At 68.8% G+C, this 20551-nt stretch carries 18 protein-coding genes; 13 read left to right on the top strand and 5 right to left on the bottom strand.

All coding sequences use genetic code 11. From position 1 onward, the window contains the following. Window positions 1-51 precede the first annotated feature (51 nt). A complete protein-coding gene (locus NA4_RS05635) occupies window positions 52-1026 on the bottom strand; it encodes an aldo/keto reductase (protein ID WP_067464934.1) in 975 nt (324 codons plus the stop codon). A gap of 269 nt (window positions 1027-1295) precedes the next feature. Here NA4_RS05635 and NA4_RS05640 point away from each other — a divergent pair, with 269 nt between their 5' ends. The 7 genes from NA4_RS05640 (at window position 1296) to NA4_RS05670 (ending at window position 7506) form a co-directional block, all read left to right on the top strand. Next, window positions 1296-2225, top strand: a complete 930-nt coding sequence (locus tag NA4_RS05640) for an undecaprenyl-diphosphate phosphatase (protein ID WP_067464937.1) — start codon at window positions 1296-1298, stop codon at window positions 2223-2225. 16 nt (window positions 2226-2241) lie between these two features. Next, window positions 2242-2988: a histidine phosphatase family protein gene (locus NA4_RS05645; protein WP_067464940.1), complete on the top strand. Its 747-nt coding sequence runs from the start codon at window positions 2242-2244 to the stop codon at window positions 2986-2988. An 85-nt stretch (window positions 2989-3073) separates the two neighbouring features. Beyond that, window positions 3074-3658 (top strand): DUF3090 domain-containing protein, encoded by a 585-nt coding sequence (locus NA4_RS05650; RefSeq protein ID WP_067465102.1) that lies wholly within the window; start codon window positions 3074-3076, stop codon window positions 3656-3658. A 4-nt stretch (window positions 3659-3662) separates the two neighbouring features. Then, window positions 3663-4463: an SCO1664 family protein gene (locus NA4_RS05655; RefSeq protein WP_067464942.1), complete on the top strand. Its 801-nt coding sequence runs from the start codon at window positions 3663-3665 to the stop codon at window positions 4461-4463. Window positions 4464-4559: 96 nt separating this feature from the next. Further along, complete coding sequence (locus tag NA4_RS05660) at window positions 4560-4979, top strand: hypothetical protein (protein ID WP_157128829.1); 420 nt, start codon at window positions 4560-4562, stop codon at window positions 4977-4979. A 137-nt stretch (window positions 4980-5116) separates the two neighbouring features. Continuing rightward, entirely contained in the window at window positions 5117-6355 is a 1239-nt protein-coding gene (gene mshC / locus NA4_RS05665; protein WP_067464948.1) for a cysteine--1-D-myo-inosityl 2-amino-2-deoxy-alpha-D-glucopyranoside ligase, read from the top strand. Window positions 6356-6426: 71 nt separating this feature from the next. Next, entirely contained in the window at window positions 6427-7506 is a 1080-nt protein-coding gene (locus tag NA4_RS05670; protein ID WP_157128830.1) for an MBL fold metallo-hydrolase, read from the top strand. A 34-nt stretch (window positions 7507-7540) separates the two neighbouring features. Here the strand turns inward: NA4_RS05670 and fadD11 are convergent, their stop codons facing one another. From fadD11 to NA4_RS05685, 3 genes are all read right to left on the bottom strand, one after another. After that, window positions 7541-9352, bottom strand: a complete 1812-nt coding sequence (gene fadD11, locus NA4_RS05675) for a fatty acid--CoA ligase FadD11 (RefSeq protein ID WP_067464951.1) — start codon at window positions 9350-9352, stop codon at window positions 7541-7543. A 164-nt stretch (window positions 9353-9516) separates the two neighbouring features. Beyond that, complete coding sequence (locus NA4_RS05680) at window positions 9517-10167, bottom strand: enoyl-CoA hydratase-related protein (RefSeq protein ID WP_067464954.1); 651 nt, start codon at window positions 10165-10167, stop codon at window positions 9517-9519. 46 nt (window positions 10168-10213) lie between these two features. Next, window positions 10214-10813 (bottom strand): TetR family transcriptional regulator, encoded by a 600-nt coding sequence (locus tag NA4_RS05685; RefSeq protein ID WP_067464957.1) that lies wholly within the window; start codon window positions 10811-10813, stop codon window positions 10214-10216. Between the two features lie 216 nt (window positions 10814-11029). On the opposite strand from NA4_RS05685, the gene NA4_RS05690 reads away from it, so the two are divergent. Further along, window positions 11030-11578, top strand: a complete 549-nt coding sequence (locus NA4_RS05690) for a TetR/AcrR family transcriptional regulator (RefSeq protein ID WP_067464960.1) — start codon at window positions 11030-11032, stop codon at window positions 11576-11578. A 10-nt stretch (window positions 11579-11588) separates the two neighbouring features. Here NA4_RS05690 and NA4_RS05695 read toward each other — a convergent pair whose 3' ends face one another. After that, entirely contained in the window at window positions 11589-13445 is a 1857-nt protein-coding gene (locus NA4_RS05695; RefSeq protein WP_067465108.1) for a Na+/H+ antiporter, read from the bottom strand. Window positions 13446-13574: 129 nt separating this feature from the next. Here NA4_RS05695 and NA4_RS05700 point away from each other — a divergent pair, with 129 nt between their 5' ends. The 5 genes from NA4_RS05700 (at window position 13575) to NA4_RS05720 (ending at window position 20438) form a co-directional block, all read left to right on the top strand. Continuing rightward, window positions 13575-14477, top strand: a complete 903-nt coding sequence (locus NA4_RS05700; RefSeq protein WP_067464962.1) for an alpha/beta fold hydrolase — start codon at window positions 13575-13577, stop codon at window positions 14475-14477. Between the two features lie 66 nt (window positions 14478-14543). Beyond that, window positions 14544-15155: a TetR/AcrR family transcriptional regulator gene (locus NA4_RS05705; RefSeq protein ID WP_245671124.1), complete on the top strand. Its 612-nt coding sequence runs from the start codon at window positions 14544-14546 to the stop codon at window positions 15153-15155. Window positions 15156-15333: 178 nt separating this feature from the next. After that, complete coding sequence (locus tag NA4_RS43205) at window positions 15334-16305, top strand: enoyl-CoA hydratase/isomerase family protein (protein ID WP_067464968.1); 972 nt, start codon at window positions 15334-15336, stop codon at window positions 16303-16305. Further along, window positions 16302-18551: a molybdopterin-dependent oxidoreductase gene (locus NA4_RS05715; RefSeq protein WP_067464971.1), complete on the top strand. Its 2250-nt coding sequence runs from the start codon at window positions 16302-16304 to the stop codon at window positions 18549-18551. The genes NA4_RS43205 and NA4_RS05715 overlap by 4 nt, the downstream gene beginning before the upstream one ends. Window positions 18552-18914: 363 nt before the next feature. After that, window positions 18915-20438, top strand: a complete 1524-nt coding sequence (locus tag NA4_RS05720; RefSeq protein ID WP_067464974.1) for an FAD-dependent monooxygenase — start codon at window positions 18915-18917, stop codon at window positions 20436-20438. Window positions 20439-20551: the final 113 nt, after the last annotated feature.

The following is a 20551-nucleotide window of genomic DNA, read 5'->3' on the forward strand; positions in this document are numbered from 1 at the left end:
TGTCGATTGTCCGCTCGCTACGCTCGCTCATGCAGGCAAGGCTAATCTCTGTCACTCCGCGCGTGCACTGACGTCGTCCAGGGCGGCCGCGATCGCACGCGGCAGTTCCAGGGTTTCCGCCGCCAGCACGCCGGTGAGCTGCCCGATGTCGCGTGCGCCGACGATCATGCTGGCGATACCGGGACGTTCCCGGATCCAGGCCAGCGCGACCGCCAGCGGCGAGGTGGCCAGTCCGTCGGCGGCGGTCACCAGCGCCTCGACCACCCTGGTCGCGCGGTCGTCGAGCCGGTGGCGGATCTCGGCGGCGGTCGCCTCGTCCGCGCCCCGCGAATCGGCGGGCACCCCGTCGCGATACTTGCCGGTGAGGATGCCCCCGGCCAGCGGCGCGGTAGCGATCAGCCCGACGCCATGATGCTGGGCGGCGGGAAGGAAATCGGTTTCGGTGTCCCGGGCCAGCAGCGAGTACGTGGTCTGCGCGACGGTGACGGGCGCGACCGCCGCGATGCTCGCGACCTGCCAGGCGTTGAAACCACGGACCCCGGCGTAGCGGACGCGCCCGGAGCGGACCGCGAATTCGAGGGTCGCGGCGACCTCCTCGAGCGGCGTCGCCGGATCCCAGGCGGCGACATGCCAGATATCGAGGTAGTCGGTGCCCAGTTCGAGCAGTGTCCGATCGAGCTGGCGCAGCAGCGCGCGGCGCGAGGTGTCCACGGCCGGGCCCACCGGTTCCGGTGCGGGCACCGACGCTCCCACCGGTGCGGGCGTGGCCACCGGCGCGACACCCGCGCAGCCGCTGAGCACCAGATCGTCGCGCGAGACCAGATCGCCGAGCAGTTCGGCCAGGATCCGTTGCGCCGCACCGCCTGCATAAGCGGGGGAGGTGTCGACCAGCGTGCCGCCTGCCTCGGCGAACGCCACCAACTGTCGTGCCGCCTCGTCGGTGTCGGTATGCGCACCCCAGGTGTGGGTCGCCAGTCCTATCCGGGACACCCGCAGGCCGCTGCGGCCGACCGTCCGCTGTTCCATCACCGTGTCCGCGCAATCGTCACGGCGCCAAGCCTAGAGTGTGGACACCCGACTCGACGCCCACCAGCACAGTGGGTCGCGGAAACCGCCCCACCCGTTGCGACGGCCACAGCGGGAACAGCCGGGAATGCCGCCGCGACCTCGACACTGTACTGTCGCTGCGTGATTGCGGCGGTGGTCACAGTGGCGCGACCGACCGCCGGACCCTTGCCCAGGTGGGAACAGATATTCCGGGCGGAAGTGGAGGCTGGTTCGTGGTTGGTGAGTCGATGACCTGGGTGCAGGCCTTGGTACTGGGTCTGGTGCAGGGACTCACGGAGTTTCTGCCGGTCTCCTCCTCGGCGCATCTGCGCATCGTGTCGTCGGTCTTCTTCGGCGACGACGCGGGCGCCTCGTTCACCGCGGTCACCCAGCTGGGCACCGAAGCCGCGGTGCTGGTGTTCTTCGCCAAGGACATCTGGCGGATCGTGCTGGCCTGGTTCGCGGGTCTGCGCGACCGGATGACCGCGCGCGGCCCCCAGGAACTCCCACTGCACGATCAGCCCACCACCAAGCTTCCGGTTCTCACCGCCGACCGCACGCGTGTTCTCGACGAACAGACCCAGCGCGACCTCGACTACCGCATCGGCTGGTATGTGATCATCGCCACCATCCCGATCGGGGTGCTGGGGTTCGTCTTCAAAGATCAAATCCGCACCGGGGCACGCAATCTGTGGCTGGTGGCGTTCATGCTGATCTTCTTCGGCTTGATCATCGCCGCCGGTGAACACTTCGGACGCAAACAACGCCCGATCGAGCAGCTGACCACGCGCGACGGTCTGGCCATGGGTTTCGCCCAGTGCCTCGCGTTGATCCCCGGCGTCTCGCGCTCGGGCGCGACATCAACCGCCGGTCTGTTCCTGGGATTGGAACGGGAAGCAGCCGTGCGGTTTTCGTTCCTGCTCGCCATTCCCGCCGTGACCGCTTCGGGCCTGTTCAGCCTGCCGGACGCGTTCGAACCCGCCGGTGAGGGACTCAATGCCAGCGGGCCGCAACTGCTGGTGGCCACAGTGCTGGCATTCGTCGTCGGCTACGCGTCGGTGGCGTGGCTGCTGCGTTTCGTGGCGCGGCATTCGTTCTACTGGTTCGTCGGCTACCGCATCGTGCTCGGCCTGGTCATCATGGGTCTGCTGGCGGGAGGGACGGTCTCGGCGACATGATCGCTAGGCTGGCCGCATGACGGTGATCCTGTTGCGGCACGGTGTGTCGACGTCGAACACCGCCCGCACACTCGCCGGCCGCAGCACCGGCGTCGGGCTCACCGAACGCGGCGACGAGCAGGCCAGGGCCGTGGCCGAACGACTGGCCGGGCTGCCGATCGAACGCATCGTGCACTCCCCGCTGCTGCGCTGCCAGCTCACGGTGGCGCCGCTGGCGGAAAAGTTCGGTCTGGAGCCGGTATTCGACGACCGGCTCATCGAAGTCGATTACGGCGAGTGGACCGGCCGCCCGATCGCCGAACTGCTCACCGAACCGCTGTGGAAAGTCGTACAGCGACACGCCTCCGGTGCGGTGTTCCCCGGCGGCGAGGGCCTGGCTCACGTCCAGTCCCGCGCGGTGGCCGCCATCCGCGACCACGACCGCGCACTGGCCGAGCAACACGGCCGTGACGCGCTGTGGGTGGCGTGCACCCACGGCGACGTGATCAAGGCGGTGCTCGCCGACGCCCTCGGCATCCACCTCGACGGCTTCCAGCGGATCCTGGTCGAACCCGCCTCGATCAGCGTCATCCGCTACACCCCGACCGCACCGTACGTGTGGCGGATGAACGACACCGGCGCCGACCTGTCCGCCCTCGCAGCCACCGGCGGGCAACCTGCAGGCGCCGCCTCGGCGGCACCGGATACCGCGACCACCGGTCCCGTCCCCGGTGGCGAGCTCGGTAGCGGCGGAAGTGCGGATAATGGGAATGCGGAGCGCTGAGATTCCTTGTAGACGACCGAGCGGTCGTTGTATGGAATCCCCGCGCCGCGGGTAGTCGATCAGGGTCACGTATCAGGAGGTGCATGTGTCACGCGCAATCCATGTATTCCGCACCCCCGATCGTTTCGTCGCCGGGACCGTCGGTGAGCCGGGCGATCGCGCGTTCTATCTGCAGGCCGTGCAGGAACCGCGCGTGGTCAGCGTGCTGCTGGAGAAGCAGCAGGTGAAGGTGCTCGCCGACCGGATGGGCCTACTCCTGGACGAGGTCGCCCGCCGCTTCGGCGCGGAGGTGCCGCCGCAGGCCGAGGACGTCACCGACAACGCGCCGCTGGTCACCCCGATCGACGCCGAGTTCCGGGTCGGCACCATGGGCCTGGGCTGGGACGCCGACGCGGGCGCGGTGGTGGTGGAGCTGCTGGCGATCACCGAGACCGAGGTCGACGAGTCGGTGGTGCTCGACGACACCGAGGAAGGACCCGACGCGGTGCGGGTGTTCCTCACCCCGATCCAGGCCCGCGAATTCGCGTTACGCTCCACCCGGGTGATCGCGGCGGGCCGACCGCCGTGCCCGCTGTGCGGCGAGCCGCTGTCGGCGCGCGGGCACATGTGCGTGCGAACCAACGGCTACAAGCGCGGCGACATCTTCGGCACGGCCGAACTAGAGGAGTGATTCGGTGGCCGAGGCCGGGGACGGGTTCCACAGCGGCGAGCTGACGGTCATCGGGCGGGTGAACACCGCCAGCAACGTGACCCTGGTCTGCGATGTGCTCGACGGCGACCAGCCGGTGCGGGTGGTCTACAAACCGATCCGCGGCGAACGGCCGCTGTGGGACTTCCCCGACGGCACCCTGGCCGGACGCGAGGTGGCGTCGTATCTGATCTCCGAGACGATCGGCTGGCGCGTGATCCCCGAAACCATCCTGCGCGAAGGCCCTTTCGGGCCCGGCATGGTGCAACGCTGGGTCGACGGCGTGGACAACCACACCGACCGCGGCAACCGGCTGGACCTGATCGACCTGTGCCCGGCGGGCGCGGTCCCCGACGGATTCCGTGAGGTGCTGCGCGCACTGGACAACGACGGCAACGAGGTGTCGCTGATCCACGCCGACGATCCCCGGTTGCAGCGCGTGGCGGTGCTGGACGTGCTGCTCAACAACGCCGACCGCAAGGGCGGGCACGCGCTGGAAGGCCTGGACGGTCAGGTGTACGGCGTCGACCACGGCATCTGCCTGCACACCGAGCACAAGCTGCGCACCGTGCTGTGGGGCTGGGCAGGCCAACCCATCGCCGACGACCTCATCGCAGACATCACCGCATTCGCCAAACAATTGCCGGGTGCGTTCGCCGACGCGCTGAGCGAGCACATCACCGACAGCGAGATCGAGGCGCTCGCCGAACGCGCCCACCAAGTGCTCGACAACCCGGTGATGCCGCTTCCGCGCACCGCACGCCCCATCCCGTGGCCCGCCTTCTGAACCCGACGCTCGAGCTGCCGCGGTCGATGCCGTGCCGGACGGATTCCTGGCACAGTTGAAGCTCGAACGCTCGGCGCGATGACGAGGAGGACCCCGATGACCCACTCCGCCGGAGACCGTGCGGCACCGACCGTACAGATCAGCATCGGGGCGCCGACCTACACCCTCGCGCTGCACTACGTGCATCTCTACGACAAGAAGCCCTACCCCGACACCGATCTGCACCTGTACGGCAACGGCGTCTACTGGCTGCGCTCGGCGGGGGAAGACCACTTCGGCGTCTACGTCCTCACCGAGGGCTCGGTGGACTCCGGGCGGTTCACCATGCGCTTCATCTCGTTGCCTTCGCCGGACTGGGGAAATACCGTCGCCTATCACGAACTCGAGTTCGACGTGGCGCGCGGCGAATTCACCCAGATCGCCCTCGCCGACACCGATCCCGATATCCCCGACCTGGACGGGACGTTCGCGATCACCCGCAACACGATCACCGATCCCACCCGGCGCGACAGGTGAATCAGCCGGAGCCGAACTATTGACATCCCACGATTCGCCCGAAGACGCAGGTCGCGACGTGCCTGCGGAACAGCCGGGCCGCGGGTGGCCCCAGGGCGGGGACGGATGATCTGTACCACACCTTTACCCTCATAAGCATGCAGTCCTGGTCCGACACCGCCATCCCCGCCGTCCCTGGAGCAGGACCGCCGCTGCGGTTGTACGACACCGCCGACCGACAGGTACGGCCGGTCACGCCCGGCGCCACCGCCACCATGTACGTCTGCGGGATCACCCCCTACGACGCCACCCACCTTGGGCACGCCGCAACCTACCTGACCTTCGACCTGGTCAACCGGCTGTGGCGCGACGCAGGCCACGACGTGCACTACGTGCAGAACGTCACCGACGTCGACGACCCGCTGTTCGAACGCGCCGAACGCGACGGCCTGGACTGGCGCGAGCTCGGCTCCTCGGAAATCGACCTGTTCCGCGAGGACATGTCCGCGCTGCGGATCGTGCCGCCGCGCGAGTACGTCGGCGCCATCGAATCCGTCGACGAGGTCGTCGAATTCGTGCAGAAACTGCTGGCGTCCGGCGCCGCCTACGTCGTCGAAGACCCCGAATTCCCGGACATCTACTTCCGGGCCGACGCCACCGAACAGTTCGGATACGAATCCGGCTACGACCGGCCCACGATGGAGCGGCTGTTCGCCGAGCGCGGCGGCGACCCCGACCGTGCGGGCAAACGCGACACCATCGACGCGCTGCTGTGGCGCGCGGCCCGCCCCGGCGAGCCGTCCTGGCCCGCCCCCTTCGGCGCGGGCAGGCCCGGCTGGCACATCGAGTGTTCGGCGATCGCGGGCAACCGCCTCGGCCCGGAATTCGACATCCAGGGCGGCGGCAGCGACCTGATCTACCCGCACCACGAGTACTCCGCCGCGCACGCCGAGTCGCTGATCGCGGGCCGTCGTTTCGCCCGCCACTACGTACACGCCGGCCTGATCGGGCTGGACGGGGAGAAGATGTCGAAGTCCCGGGGCAACCTGGTACTGGTGTCGGTGCTGCGCCGCGACGGCGTCGACCCGGCCGCCATCCGCCTCGCGCTGCTGGCCGGCCACTACCGCCAGGACCGGATGTGGACCGGCGCGCTGCTCGAGCACGCGCAGCACCGCCTGCGGCTGTGGCGCGAAGCCACCGCGCTCACCGCGGGTCCCTCGGCCACCGACACTCTCGCGCGGCTGCGCCAGCATCTGGCCGACGACCTGGACACCCCCACAGCGCTCGACGCGGTGGACAACTGGGCCCGTCAGGCCATCGACTACGGCGGCCAGGACAGCGAAGCACCCGGCCTCATCGCGACCGCGGTCGACGCACTATTGGGCATCCGCCTGTAAAACGCCTTCGCCGCGCAGATTTCCCGGCCGGCCACTTGCCCGCACTCGGGAGTCCGTGATGGGGTACCGGTGTGTGCAGGATTCCTGGCCTGGGACTGTTCGGGCACGGCGGCAAACTGGCCACGCTCGCGGCCGGAACGTTGCGGCCGGCGGCCGAGCCCACCGATGCGCGCACGATCGCCGCACGCATCCGTTTCTTCGGCGCCGACAGCATCGACAGCGAATCCGCCGCGCCGCGCCCGGACCGGGTGGTGCTGTCCTGGATCGGATGCACCACCTACGCCGTGGCCATCGGGGGTTCGGTGTTCCTGCTCGACGCCTGGGTGCCGCGGCTGACCAGCACCGGATACGTCCCGGCGACCCCGCAGGACCTGGTGGACCTGGCGCCGGCGGCGATCTTCATCGGCCATGGGCACTTCGACCACGCCGGTGACGCCGCCCGCATCGCGCAGGCCAGCGGCGCCACCGTGCACGGCACCGCCGAACACTGCGCGACCATCGCCGCGCAGGTCACCGATCCGGCGTTCGCGACCGCCGCGCACGGCGACGCCGGCACACCGATCGGCACCCGCGACGACTTCACCGTCGGCGCGGTCGAGGTGACCGTCGTCCGGCACCTGCACTCCGCACGCACCCCGCCCGACCCGATCAACGGGTCACCGCGCTTTTTTCCCCGCCCGCAACCCGGGATCGTGCTCGCCCATCCGCCGACGCTGCACGGCCTGCTGCAGGGTGTTCCGCGTCTGCGTGACCCGGAGGGCGGAGTGCTGCTGTATCAGTTCCGGGTCCCGGGCTTCACGCTGACCTGGCACGACTCCACGGGTCCGCTCACCGAGCGCGCCCCGCACGTGTTCGACATCCTCGCCGCGCTGCCGGCCACCGACGTGCAGATCGGCGCGGTGCAGGGCTACAACCAGATCAGCAACGGCCTGCGTGATCCACGCACCTACATCCAGGCACTCACCCCGGCGCTGTTCGTGCCGAGCCATCACGACAACTGGCTGCCCGGCCTCACCGCGAGCGCCGCGACCTATGACGCACCGTTGCGCGCCGAGCTGGACCGGATACCCGCCGCGCAACGACCGGACTTGCGCACCCTGCACGACCCGTCCGACTACGTACGGCCCCAGCGGCTCACTTTCGCGCTGTGAGCCCGGCGCACGCGTTGCCATTCACGCGGATTCGCTACAACCGCGCCTGCCGGCCCTCCGGTTCACGCACCGTCTCGCCCGGCTCCTCGGCGTAGAGCAACGCGATCTGCTCGGCGTACTTGTCCGCGATCGGCTTGCGGCGCAATTTCATCGTCAAGGTCACCTCGTCACCGCCGGGTTCCCAGAACGTCGGCAGCACGGTGAACCGTTTGATCTGCTCGACCCGCGACAGCGTCGCGTTGCCCGCGGCCACACCGCGCGCGATCTCGGCGACCACACCCGCATCAGCCGCCAGCGCCGCGGCGGACGCGTCCGGCAGCCCATGCTTGGCGGCATACAGCGCAGCGGTTTCGGCATCGATGACGACCAGCGCCGTGTTGTACGGCCGGGCCTCACCGATCACGGCGATGGCGCCGACCAATGGTGTCGCGGCTTTGATCGCGTTCTCGATGTTGGCCGGGGACATGTTCTTTCCGGCCGAGTTGATGATCAGCTCCTTCTTGCGGTCCACAACCCGCAGGTAGCCGTCGTCGTCGACGGACAGGATGTCGCCGGTGTGCAGCCAGCCGTCGGGGTCCAGTGCCTCGGCGGTCTTCTCCGGTTCCTTCCGATACCCCTTCATCACCAGCGGCCCACGCACCAGGAATTCACCGTCTTCGGCGATGCGCCACTGCATTCCGGGCAGCATCCGGCCGACCGACCCCAACCGCGCCTCCTGCGGTGAACAGGCACTGGCCACGCAGGTGAGCTCGGACATGCCCCAGATCTCCGAGATCGGGACGCCGATCCCGAAGAAGAACCCGAGCGTCTGCGGCGGAATCGGCGCCGCACCCGACATCGCCCATTTCAGCTGGTCCAGACCGATTTTCGCGCGCAATCCGGACAGCACCCGCTGGTCGGCCTTCGCCCATTCGGCGGCCAGTCGCTCGTCGATCGGTTCCCCGCGCAGCTGCGCGTCGGCCTTGCGCGCCGCCACCTCCAGCGCCCACGCCAGCGCACCGCGGGTCGCGTCGTCGGCTTCGGCGGCCACGGAGAACTCGATGGCCGCCTTCAGCTTCTCCCACACCCGCGGCACCGCACCCCAGATGGTGGGGTGCACGTCGGCCAGTGCGGCAGGCAGCAGCGACCGGTCGGGCACCACGGTGATCTGCGTGCCGTACATCTGCTGCAAGTACAGCGAACAGAAACGGTCGGCAATGTGCGCCGAGGGCAGGTAGGAGGTCTGCCGGTCGCCGAACTCGACCGGCAGCACCGCGTGGAACGCGCGCGCTTCGGCAAGCAGATTGGCGTGGGTGATCTCCACACCCTTCGGGTTACCTGTGGTTCCGGAGGTGTAGACGAGAGTGAGAACGTCCTGCGGCCGCACGGCTTGCCAGGTGGCTTCGAAGTCGAAGTCGGGGCGGCCGAGCGTCTTCAGCTCCGCCAGCCCCACAGTTCCTTCGGGGTTCCCATCGATGCAGACGATCGTCTCGATCTGCACGCCGCAGCGCCGGATGCGCTCGACATACTGCTGCTCACAGAACACCACCCGGTTGCCCGCATTGTCGAAGACATAGTTCAGCTGCTCCGGCGACAAGGTGTTGTACACCGAGAACGACGTCGCGCCGGCGTGCTGTGCGCCGACTTCGATCGGGTAGAACTCCGTCCGATTGCCCATCATCAACGCCACGGTGTCGCCGCGGCCGATCCCGAGGGCGGCCAGACCGCCCGCGACCGCGCGGACCTGCTCGGCATACTCCCGCCAGGTCAGCGCCTGATCGCCGCCGATGGAGCGGACGGCCACCGCGTCCGGATCGATCGCCGCGCTGTGTTGGAATGCGGCACAGGTCGTATTCGGTTCGGTCATCGCATACCTCGTTCAGTGACACTCGAGTTCCCGGACAGTAGGTGCCCGGCCGCGACGAGTGCAGCGTTTCGATCGTTTCGGGTGCAGCGGACTTTCCGCGCATATCCACCGAACCTACTCTCCCGCAAGGTATTCGCGAGAGGCGCTGGCCGAACTCCGGCTGGCTAGACGGTCAATGCCGCGACAGCTTTGGCGTACATGGTGTTCTTGATCGCGCCCAGCGTGCCGGGGTCCTTCCCGCCCAGCGGGGCCAGCAGCGCCAGCGCGGTGTCGGTGACGGCACCTTCGGCGGCGGTGGCGTCGACGATGTCGGCGGCCGCGGCGTCGATGCCACCGAAGCGGCGCGCGGTCGTCATCGAGGCCACCGCGGCCTTCGGTGTGAGCTTGGCTTGGATGAGTGCGGCCATGCCGGGTGTGAAGGGGATGCGGATGTCGGCCTCGGGGAAACAGAAATAGCCGCGGTCGGCGCGCATCACGCGGTAGTCGTGGGCGATGGCGAGCATGGCGCCCGCGCCGAACGCGTGGCCGGGCAGCGCCGCCGCGGTGGGCATCGGCAGAGTGAGGATCCGCGCGAACAGTGCCTGCACCTGCCCGACGTACCACTCGGCGCGATCGGCGTTCGCGCTGAGCCAGTCCAGGTCCAGCCCGTTGGAGTAGAACTTGCCGCCGGCGGTGGTGACCAGCCCGTCGGCGCCGTCGGCGAGCGCGGTGTCCAGGTGGGCGCCCACTTGTTCCAGAAACATGGGGGAGAAACGGTTTTCGTCGCCGCCCAGATCCAGGACGGCGATCTTGTCGTGGTAGTCGAGTGTAGGCATGGTGTGTGCATCCTTGGGTGGGGGATAGGGGACAGGAGAGGGATCGTCAGGGTGGCGGGCCGACCGCGAGGACAGCGCGCACGGCGCCGCGGAGGTATTCCCGCGCACGGGGATCGGCGAGCCGCTCGCGGCGCAGCAGCACCGCGGTGGGCAGGTCGACCAGGCACAGGGTGATCACGTCGACGGCGCGGCGGTCACCGCGCTGCCACAGGTGTTGCGACAGCCGGATCATCAGCTCGGCCAGCATCCGGTCGGTCGTGGCGAGTTCGGTGGCGACGGCCTCGGGCAGTTCGCCCAGCAACTCCTCACGCCGCACGGCGAGCAACAGCCGCGACGAGTCCGGATGCCGCTCGGCGAACACCGCGGGCGCTTCGGCGGCCGCGACCACGGCCTCGACCCGGTCACTGCTGCCCAGTGCCGTGTCGACCAGCGCGGTTTGCAGGTCGAGGAAGCGGCGCGCGGCGCGCAACCAGGTGCGGCCGAGCAGTTCCGCGCGCGATCCGAAGGTGTGGTAGATCGCGCCGTTGGACATGCCGGTGGCGGCCGCGACCGCGCGCGTGGTGACCGCGGCGGGGCCGCAGCGAACGGCCAGTGATTCCGCGGCGTCCAGCACGGTGCCGGGGTCGTGCGTCCGGGGTCGGGGCATGACGCCACTATAACAGAGCATTCGCTCTGTTATAGTCCGGTCGCCCCCGTGGGCCAGATGACCCAGCGGCGCTAGGTATTTCAGCTGGTAACAGGTACCAACGGGTATCTAGGGGTACGCCGCGGTACTTCGCCCGGCGCGGTCCGACCGACGCTACGATGGGGTACTGTTCGGTCCCTCACCCGCCCTGCCCGAACGAAGAGAACGGCGCCGCGAATGTCACGTGTGGTCACCAAGGAGCAGTACTTCGACACCGGCTTGGAGGTGCTCGCCGAATTCGGCTTCAAGGGTCTGAACATCGGCGTGCTCTGCCGCCGCCTCGGCGTCACCAGCGGGTCGTTCTACCACCATTTCGGCAGCTGGCAGGGATTCGTCGACGCGTTACTCGACCACTGGGAGAACCGCCAGGTCCGCATCCTCGGGACGATGCCGTTCAACCAGGGCAACCCCGACGACGACATCCGCGCCATGTCCGACCTCGCCGCCGGACTGCACCACGCCGCCGAAGCCGCGATCCGCGCTTGGGCCGCCAACGACGAATCGGTCAACCTCGCCCTCAAACGCGTCGACGAATCCCGCAGGCGCACCGTGCACAAAGCGATCAAAGGCGTCGTCGGTGACGAGGACACCACCGCCGTGGTCACCTCACTGGGCATGGCGATGCTCATCGGCTACCAGCAGATCGCCGCGGGCGGCGAGGACGTCTCACTGGACGAGCTGCTGGCCGAATACGCGCGCCTGATCTACACGCACGCCCGCGGCTGAACCCCGTGGACTACCCGAGCAGTTCGTCGACATAACACCACCGCCACGCCTCACCCGGCTCCACGCTGCGCATCACCGGGTGCCCGCTGTCGGCGTAGTGCTTGGTCGCGTGGTTGCCCGGCGAGGAATCGCAGCAGGCGACCTGCCCGCATGACAGGCACATGCGCAGATGCACCCAGTTCATCCCTTCCGCGACACACTCGGCGCATTCGTCGGGACCGTCGTGCATACGCACCAGAGGCGCAGAACGCAAATGCGCGCAGGTGTCCTCGCTCGGCGGCGCCGCCAATGGTTCGACCCGCTCTTCCTCGGTCTCGTCGAAGCGGTCGATCATGGACTCCTCCAGGTCCAATCGGGCCAGCACGTACTGCAGGATCTCGTGATCCACCGTGCCCGAATCCCGCACCCGCAAGACAGTTTCGCGTTCGGCCCGCAACATCTCCAACCGCAACCGCCGGTACTCGGCGGTGGGCGTGACCAGTTCCGATTCCGCCCGCCCCAGCCGCTCCCAGGCGGCGTTGGTCTTCCACGTGACGCGACTGCGCAATGTCTCCACCACACCGGGCGGCGTATCGGGCGTGACTCGCGCCTCCAGTACGGCCAAACCCGCCGCAGTCGCCTGCTGCATCAGATTGGCTTTCTGCAACGCGTCTTCCGCGCGGCTGGGCCCACGCAACCGCAGCCACCGCACCAGCCACGGCAGCGACGTGCCTTGCAGCAGCAGCGTTCCCGCCACCACCACCAGCGCCAGCAACTTCAGCACCGGCAACTGCGGAGTGTCCTCCGGCAACAGCAACACCGCAGCCAGCGTCACCACGCCGCGCATGCCCGCCCACGACACCACCACCAAATGACTCGCAGGCACCGCGCCACCCATCCCGAGACTGCGTGACAGCAGCGACGAACCGAACACCCACACCGGCCGTGCCAGCACCGTCGCCGCCAGCACCGCCAGCGCCGCGAACACCAGGGTGCGATGATCGAGCCCGCTGCGCCACGCCCCCTCCAGGATCCCGCGCACCTGCAGCCCGATCAGGACGAACACCGCGCTCTCCAGAATGAACTGGATGGTCCGCCAATTGGTGCGCTCGGCGATCCGCGACGCCGCGCTCTGCCACACCGGCGCGTTGTGCCCGAGAATCATGCCGCAGGTGACCACCGCGATCACCCCCGAAGCATGAATGCCCTCGGCAGGCAGATACGCCACGAACGGCGCGAGAAACGACAACGTCGTATCCAGCACCGGATCGGTGATGCGCCGCCGCAGCATCGCCAGCAGGTAGGCCACGACGATCCCGACCGCCGCGCCGCCACCGGCCGCGAGCGCGAAATCCGCACCCGCCGCCCAGATCGACACCATCCCCGCCATCGCCGCCAACGCGGTCCGCAACGCCACCAGCGCGGTGGCGTCGTTGAACAGCGACTCGTCTTCCAGGATCGTGACGATCCGCCGCGGCATCCCGATCCGGCGCGCCACCGCCGTCGCGGCCACCGCGTCCGGCGGCGCCACCACCGCACCCAGCGCGACCGCGACCGCGAACGGCACCGGCAGCAGCCACCACACCACCACCGCCACGACGAACGTCGTGAACAACACCAGCCCCACCGACAGCAACGCGATCGTGCGCGCGTTGGCCCGGAAATCCACCAGCGACGTGCGAATCGCGGCGGTATACAGCAAAGGAGGCAGCAAACCGAGCAGAATGATCTCCGGCTCCAGGTGGATCTCCGGCACGAACGGCAGATAGGAGGCCGCCACCCCGGCCAGCGTCAGAACCAACGGCTCGGATATCCCGAACCGACGCGCCAGCGCCGCCAACGCGGCCGCCGACGCAACGAGAACAACCAAGCCGATCGCGACGTCCACGGTGGAATTCTCGCACCAGGGCCCGATCGGCAAACGGCCAGCGCGGTACATGACATGTGCGCGACCGACCGAATTACTGTGCCAGGGCGCTCGCACGCGCCATGCTTGTCGGCGACGAGGAGGTAGGACATGGAGGAATTCGCAGCCTGGCGGGCGAACGGACGACGTCTCACACATCGCGGCCACCAGATCTTCTGGCGCGACGGCGGCGGCGGCACAGAGGGGACGCTGGTGTGCATCCACGGATTCCCCACCGCGTCCTGGGACTGGCACCGCATCTGGCCGAGCCTGTGCGAACGCTTCGCGCGGGTCATCGCCCCGGACATGATCGGCTTCGGATGGTCGGCGAAACCACGCCACTACGACTACCGTATCGCCGACCAAGCCGACATCCACGAGAACCTGCTGCGCGACCAGGGCATCCAGCGATTCCACGTGCTCGCCCACGACTACGGCGACACCGTCGCCCAGGAACTGCTCGCCCGGCACGCCGAACGCCGCGCGGCCGGTGACGAGTCGCTGGTGCTGGAATCGGTGTGCCTGCTCAACGGCGGCCTGTTCCCGGAGACCCACCGCGCGCGGCTGGTCCAGCGGCTGCTGGCCAGTCCGCTGGGACCGCTGGTCGGGGTGCTGGGCAGTGAGCGCACCTTCCACCGCAGCCTGTCGGCGGTGTTCGGGCCCGACACCAAACCCACCGACGCCGAACTGCACCAGTTCTGGCTGCTGTGGTGCAGCAAGCACGGTAAACGCAACGGCCACAAGCTGATCCGCTACATGGCCGAACGCCGCAAGCACCGGCAGCGCTGGGTAGCGGCCCTGCAGCAGGCCCAGGTACCGATCCGGCTCGTCAACGGACCGGCCGACCCGGTCTCCGGCGGCCACATGGTGCGCCGCTACCGCCAGCTGATCACCGACCCCGACGTGGTGGAACTGCCGGGCATCGGCCACTACCCCCAACTGGAAGCACCCGAGCAGACCCTCGCGGCCCTGCTGGAATTCCACGGAAACCGGGTGGACAAGCCCACCTCCTGAGCACGGGGGAAAGGTCGTCGCGGACCGGGCCGCGACGACCTTTATGGCAGACGCCATAATGGCGGCATGGCAGCGACACGCCGAGCCCGCAGCGACAGTTCCCCACGCCCCCGACTCGGGGACGCGCGGCAGCGGATGATCGACGGCGCGATCGACTCACTGCGCGTGCACGGCGCCAGCGCCACCAGCGTGGACCGGGTCCTGACGGCCACCGGCGCGCCACGCGGCTCGGTGTACCACCACTTTCCCGGCGGACGCACCGAGCTGATCACCGAGGCGGTCGGCACCGCGGGGGAGCTGATGTCGGCGTTCATCGAGCGCCTCACCCGCGACAACGACCCCGCCACCGCCCTGGACCGGTTCGCGGCGATGTGGCGGCGCACCCTGCTCGACAGCGACTTCCGCGCCGGCTGCCCCATCGTCGCCGTCGCCGTCGAAACCAACGACGACGCACCGCAGTTCGCCCGCCTCGCCGGAGAGGTCTTCCACCGCTGGCACCACGCGCTCACCGAGATGCTCCAGCGCAACGACGTGCCCCCCGACCGCGCGCGTCGCCTGGCCACCCTCACCGTCGCCGCGTTCGAGGGCGCTATCGCGCTGTGCCGCGTCCACCGCGACATCACCCCCCTCGACGACGCGCTCCGCGAACTGCGCGACCTGGTATCCACCATCCGCTGACCGGCGCGCACCGCGAGGTCTCTCACCCGCGATCCCACGACCCACGCCGCCCGCCTCTTGACACACCCATTATGGTGTATGCCATAGTCGGTAGCGGGCCGAACCACCCCTCGAATCACCTTCGCCCGGGCACACTCTCGCGTTCCGACCGCTGACGCGCGCACCGAAGGAGCCGCCGATGTCCGCCGCCGACCTGCACCTGGAGACCATCGAACTCGCACAAGACGGGCGCGTACTCACCGCGCGAATCGTGGCGCCACCGTGGAACTTCGTCACCCCGGCGGTCGTCCGCGATCTCGACACCCTCACCGCCGCGGTCGACACCGACGACAGCGTCGGCGCGGTCGTGCTCACCGGCGGGCTCCCTGGCCGCTTCCTCACCCACGCCGACCCCGCCGCCCTCACCGGCATGATCGAGCTGCCGCACCCGTTCATCCCCGCCCGCGCCGCGGCACCGTTCCTGCGCGCCGGCGCAGCAGCGCTGCGCCTGCCCGGCGCGGCGGCACTGGTCGAACGCCGCGGCGGAGGACTCGGCGCGGGACTGGTCTGGGGCTACCGCTGGAAACGCACCACCTTACGGATGAACCGCTCCGGCGTCGCCTACCTCGCCGCCATCAACGGACCCGCGCTCGGCGGCGGCCACGAGATCGCCCTGGCCTGCGACCTGCGCTACGCCGCCGACGCCGACCACATCCGCCTCGGCCAGATCGAGACACTGGCCAACCTCATCCCCGGCGGCGGAGCGACCCAACGCCTGACCCGCCTGCTCGGCGCCGCCAAAGCCATCGAGATCACCCTCGAAGGCGCACCCCTCACCGCGCAGCAAGCCCTGCAACTGGGGCTGCTCCACCGCGTGGTCGCCGCCGGTGAACTCCTCGCCGAAACCCAGGCGACCGCGGCCCGTCTGGCCGCCCGCAACCCCGTCGTCGTCGCCGAACTCAAACGCGCCGTCTACTTCGGCACCGACAAGTCCCTGTCCCGCGGACTGGACACCGAACAAGCCGGATTCGTCTCCGTCGGCACCACCACCGCGGCCGCCCGCACCACCAAAGCCTTCTTCGAGGACCTCGACCGCCTCGCCGACACCCCATTCCTCGCCGACCCGAAACCATGGCTGGACGGCACCCGCGTAGACCAGGTGAGCAAATGACCACATCCACCACACCAGCGGCCACCGGAGCATGGCACAAGACCGCCTGCATCCTCTGCGAGAACAACTGCGGACTGCTCATCCAGCTCGACGACCGCCGCTTCGCCAAGATCCGCGGCGACAAAGACCACGTCGCCTCCGCCGGCTACACCTGCAACAAAGCACTGCGCCTCGACCACTACCAGAACGGCGGAACCAGACTCACCGCCCCGCTGCGCCGCGAACCCGACGGCAGCTTCACCGAAATCGACTGGAACACCGCGATTTCCGAAGTCGCCGCACGGCTGACCGAAATCAAGGACAGCTACGGCGGCGACAAGATCTTCTACTACGGCGGCGGGGGACAGGGCAACCACCTCGGCGGCGCCTACAGCACCGCCCTGCGCCGCGCCCTCGGCAGCCGCTACCGCTCCAGCGCCCTGGCCCAAGAGAAGACCGGCGAAGGCTGGGTCGACGCCCACCTCACCGGCGGACACACCACCGGCGACTTCGAACACGCCGAAGTCTCGATCTTCATAGGCAAAAACCCCTGGCAGTCACACGGCGTCCCACGCGCACGCACCGTCCTGCAACAGATCGCCAAAGATCCCGCCCGCACCATGATCGTCCTCGACCCGGTGCGCACCGAAACCGCCGACCTCGCCGACATCCACCTCCAGGTGCGCCCCGGCACCGACGCCTGGTGCCTGGCCGCCCTGCTCGCCGTCCTCGTCCAAGACGACCTCGCCGACCACACCTTCCTCACCGAGCACACCACCGGATCCGGCACCGTCCTCGCCGACCTCACCCACATCGACGTCGCCGCCTACGCGGACATCTGCGGCATCCCCGAGCACCTGCTGCGCAGCACCGCCCACCGCATCGGCACCGCCACCAGCGTCGCCACCTACGAAGACCTCGGCGTCCAGCAGAGCCCCAACAGCACCCTCATCTCCTACCTGAACAAACTGCTGTGGCTGCTCACCGGCAACTTCGCCAAACCCGGCGGCATGCAACCCCATTCGTGGATGGCGCCACTGGCCGGTTACAGCCGCCAGGTCAAACGCAGCCCGGTCACCGGCGCACCACTTTTCGGCGGCATGCTGCCGTGCAACAGCATCGCCGAAGAGATCCGCACCGACCACCCCGACCGGTTCCGCGCCATGATCATCGAGTCCGCCAACCCAGCGCATTCGCTGGCCGACTCGGCCGCCTTCCGCGACGCACTGGACGCACTCGACCTGGTCGTCGTCATCGACGTCGCACTCACCGAAACCGCCCGCCACGCCGACTACGTGCTGCCCGCGGCCAGCCAATTCGAGAAATGGGAAGCCACCTTCTTCAACCTCGAATTCCCGCACAACACCTTCCACCTGCGCGCCCCGGTCCTGGACCCGCTGCCGGGCACCCTGCCCGAACCGGAGATCTACGCCCGGCTGCTGCGCGAACTCGGCGCCGTCGGCCGCGGCAAACTCGGCCTGCTGCGCGCCGCGGCGAAACTCGGACGACGCCCCTACGCCTTGGCCTTCGCGGCACTGCTGGCCATCGACAAATCCCTCGGCGGCCTGGCCCCCTACGTGCTGTACGAAACCCTCGGCCCGACCCTGCCCGATGACGCCCGCTCCGCCGCCGTGCTGTGGGCGCTGACCCAACGCGTCGCCAAGGTCTATCCGGCGGCGATGCGCCGCGCCGGGCACCGCGACGCCGACGCCTTGTTCGACGCCATCCTCACCAGCCGATCCGGAGTCACCTTCACCATCGACGACTACACCGACGCCTGGGACTACCTGCCACACCCCGACAAACGCATCCCCCTGGCCATCCCCGAACTCCTGCACGCCCTGCGCGAACTCACCGCCACACCCGCCACCCACACCAGCGCGGAATTCCCGTTCGTTCTCTCCGCGGGGGAGCGCCGTTCCTTCACCGCCAACACCATCTTCCGCGACAACACCTGGCGCCGCCGCGACCCCGAAGGCGCACTGCGCCTCAACCCCGACGACGCCACCCGCCTCGGCCTCACCACCGGCGACCGCGCCCGCATCACCACCCGCCGCGGCAACGCCGTCGCCGCCGTCGAAATCACCGACCGCATGCAACCCGGCCACGCCTCCCTGCCCAACGGACTCGGCCTCGACCTACCCGCCGGCGACCGCACCCAGCGCGTCGGCGTCGCCGCCAACGAACTCACCGACCTCACCTGGCGAGACGCCATCGCGGGCACCCCCTGGCACAAACACGTCCCCGCACGCATCGAACCTGCCTGACCCCGTGCCCATAGCCCGAACCGTCCCACCAAACAGCCGACATGCCGGGTTCTGTTTCGTAGATATCGCACACGGGTTGTGTCCCAACAAGTGTCGTGTGCGAACTGCCGGCTTCCGGAAGAGCCATGGCGTGGCCGACGGCGGCACTCGAATGACCGTTTCGGACCTTAGCGAATGGTCAGCGAGACAGCTGCCCCGCGCTCGATGCGGCGACGCCCGAGCCGACCTTGCCGAAGAGGTGAAAAGGAGTATGTTCTCCTTTCCGCTCTCAACTTATAGCGCACCGGGGGGCTTGCGGCAAGAACCGGGTTGTGCCGCATACTCGTCGGCCGAAGCTAGAACGTGCGGAAATGGGAGTAACGAGTGACGGACATCGACGTGATCATCGTGGGCGCGGGCCCCACCGGCCTGATGCTGGCCGGTGAACTGCGCCTGGCCGGAGTGCGCCCGCTGGTACTGGAACGGCAGCCGCAACCGCGAGACACCCCGAAGGCCAGCGGGCTCGGCGGGCGGATCCTGCACTTGCTGCGCTATCGAGGCATTCTGGACCGATTCGAGGCAGCCAGCAGCGACCCGAACCTGGCTCCCCGATTTCCGTTCGGCAATATGTATTTGGACTTCACGCACCTGGCAGATCCCCCGATGCGGGCGTTGCCGCTCCCGCAACGGGAAATCGAGCGACTGCTCGACGAACGCGCCCGCGAACTCGGCGCCGAGATCCGTCGCGGACATGAGGTGGTCAGGGTGAGCCAGGACGACGCCACGGTGACCGCGGACGTGCGCGGGCCGGACGGGCCGTACCGGGTGACCGCCCGATACCTGGTGGGCTGCGACGGCGGACGCAGCCGGGTCCGCGATATGGCCGGTATAGCGTTCCCCGGCACCACACATCCAGAGGTCAACAGGTTTGGCCAGGTCACCGTGCACGATTCGGTCACCGTGCTCGACAACGGCGACATCGACGTCCCCGGGCTGGGCAGGATCCATGCGGGTTTCACGCGGACAGACCGCGGTGTCTTCGCGTTCGCGGTCAGCTCCGGGGTTATGTCCCTCCAAACCACCGAAGACGAGTCCACCGACTATGACGATGACGAGCCGCTGACCCTGACCGAGCTCGGAGACAGTGCTCGCCGCGTGCTCGGGGCGAATCTCCCCTTGGGAGAACCGACTCGGCTGACCCGCTACACCTTCAAGGATCGGCAGGCCGAACAATATCGCGACGGGCGAATCCTGCTGGCCGGCGATGCGGCCCACCTGTTCCCCGCCACAGGTACCGCGCTCAATGTCGGCATGCTCGACACGGTCAACCTTGCCTGGAAGCTCGGCGCCGACATCCACGGCTGGGCGCCGACCGGCCTGCTGGACACGTATCACGGCGAACGCCACCTTGCCGGTGCACGAGCGCAGCTACAGACCCGAGCACAAGTGGCACTGCGGCGCGGACACGACCCAGCCGCCGAAGCGCTTCGGCAGGTCTTCCAGGAACTGGTCGTCGACGAGCCGGCATTGCGCCGCATGGGAGCCCTGGTCGGCCACACCGACATTCGCTATCGGATGCCGGGCTCCGACCACCACGCCTTGGCCGGCACCTTCGCACCCGACCTCACCTTGCACACCGACCAGGGCATCACCAGTGTCGCCGAACTCATGCAGACCGCACGGCCCGTCCTGCTCGACCTCGCCGACCGCCCCGGCCTCCGCGAGATCGCCCGAGACTGGCAGCACCGGATAGACATCCGCACCGCCAAGACCGATAACCGACCAGCCGACGCCCTACTGATCCGCCCGGACGCCCACATCGCCTGGGCCGCAAGGATCGACGAACCCGCCGATGCCGCCTCGCTCGCGCTGCGCGAAGCGCTCTCGTCCTGGTTCGGCGCACCCTGAAACGACAGTGCCAATAATCGATCGGCCTTCTGATCGGCCGACCGAACATCGCCAGGCACTCCTCGCGTCGGCTGCAATTTCGACCCGCTAGATCCTGCCGAGTTGCCGATTAC

Origin of the sequence: Nocardia amamiensis NBRC 102102 (genome assembly GCF_001612745.1) — a bacterium.
GTDB classification, from domain to species: Bacteria; Actinomycetota; Actinomycetes; order Mycobacteriales; family Mycobacteriaceae; genus Nocardia; species Nocardia amamiensis.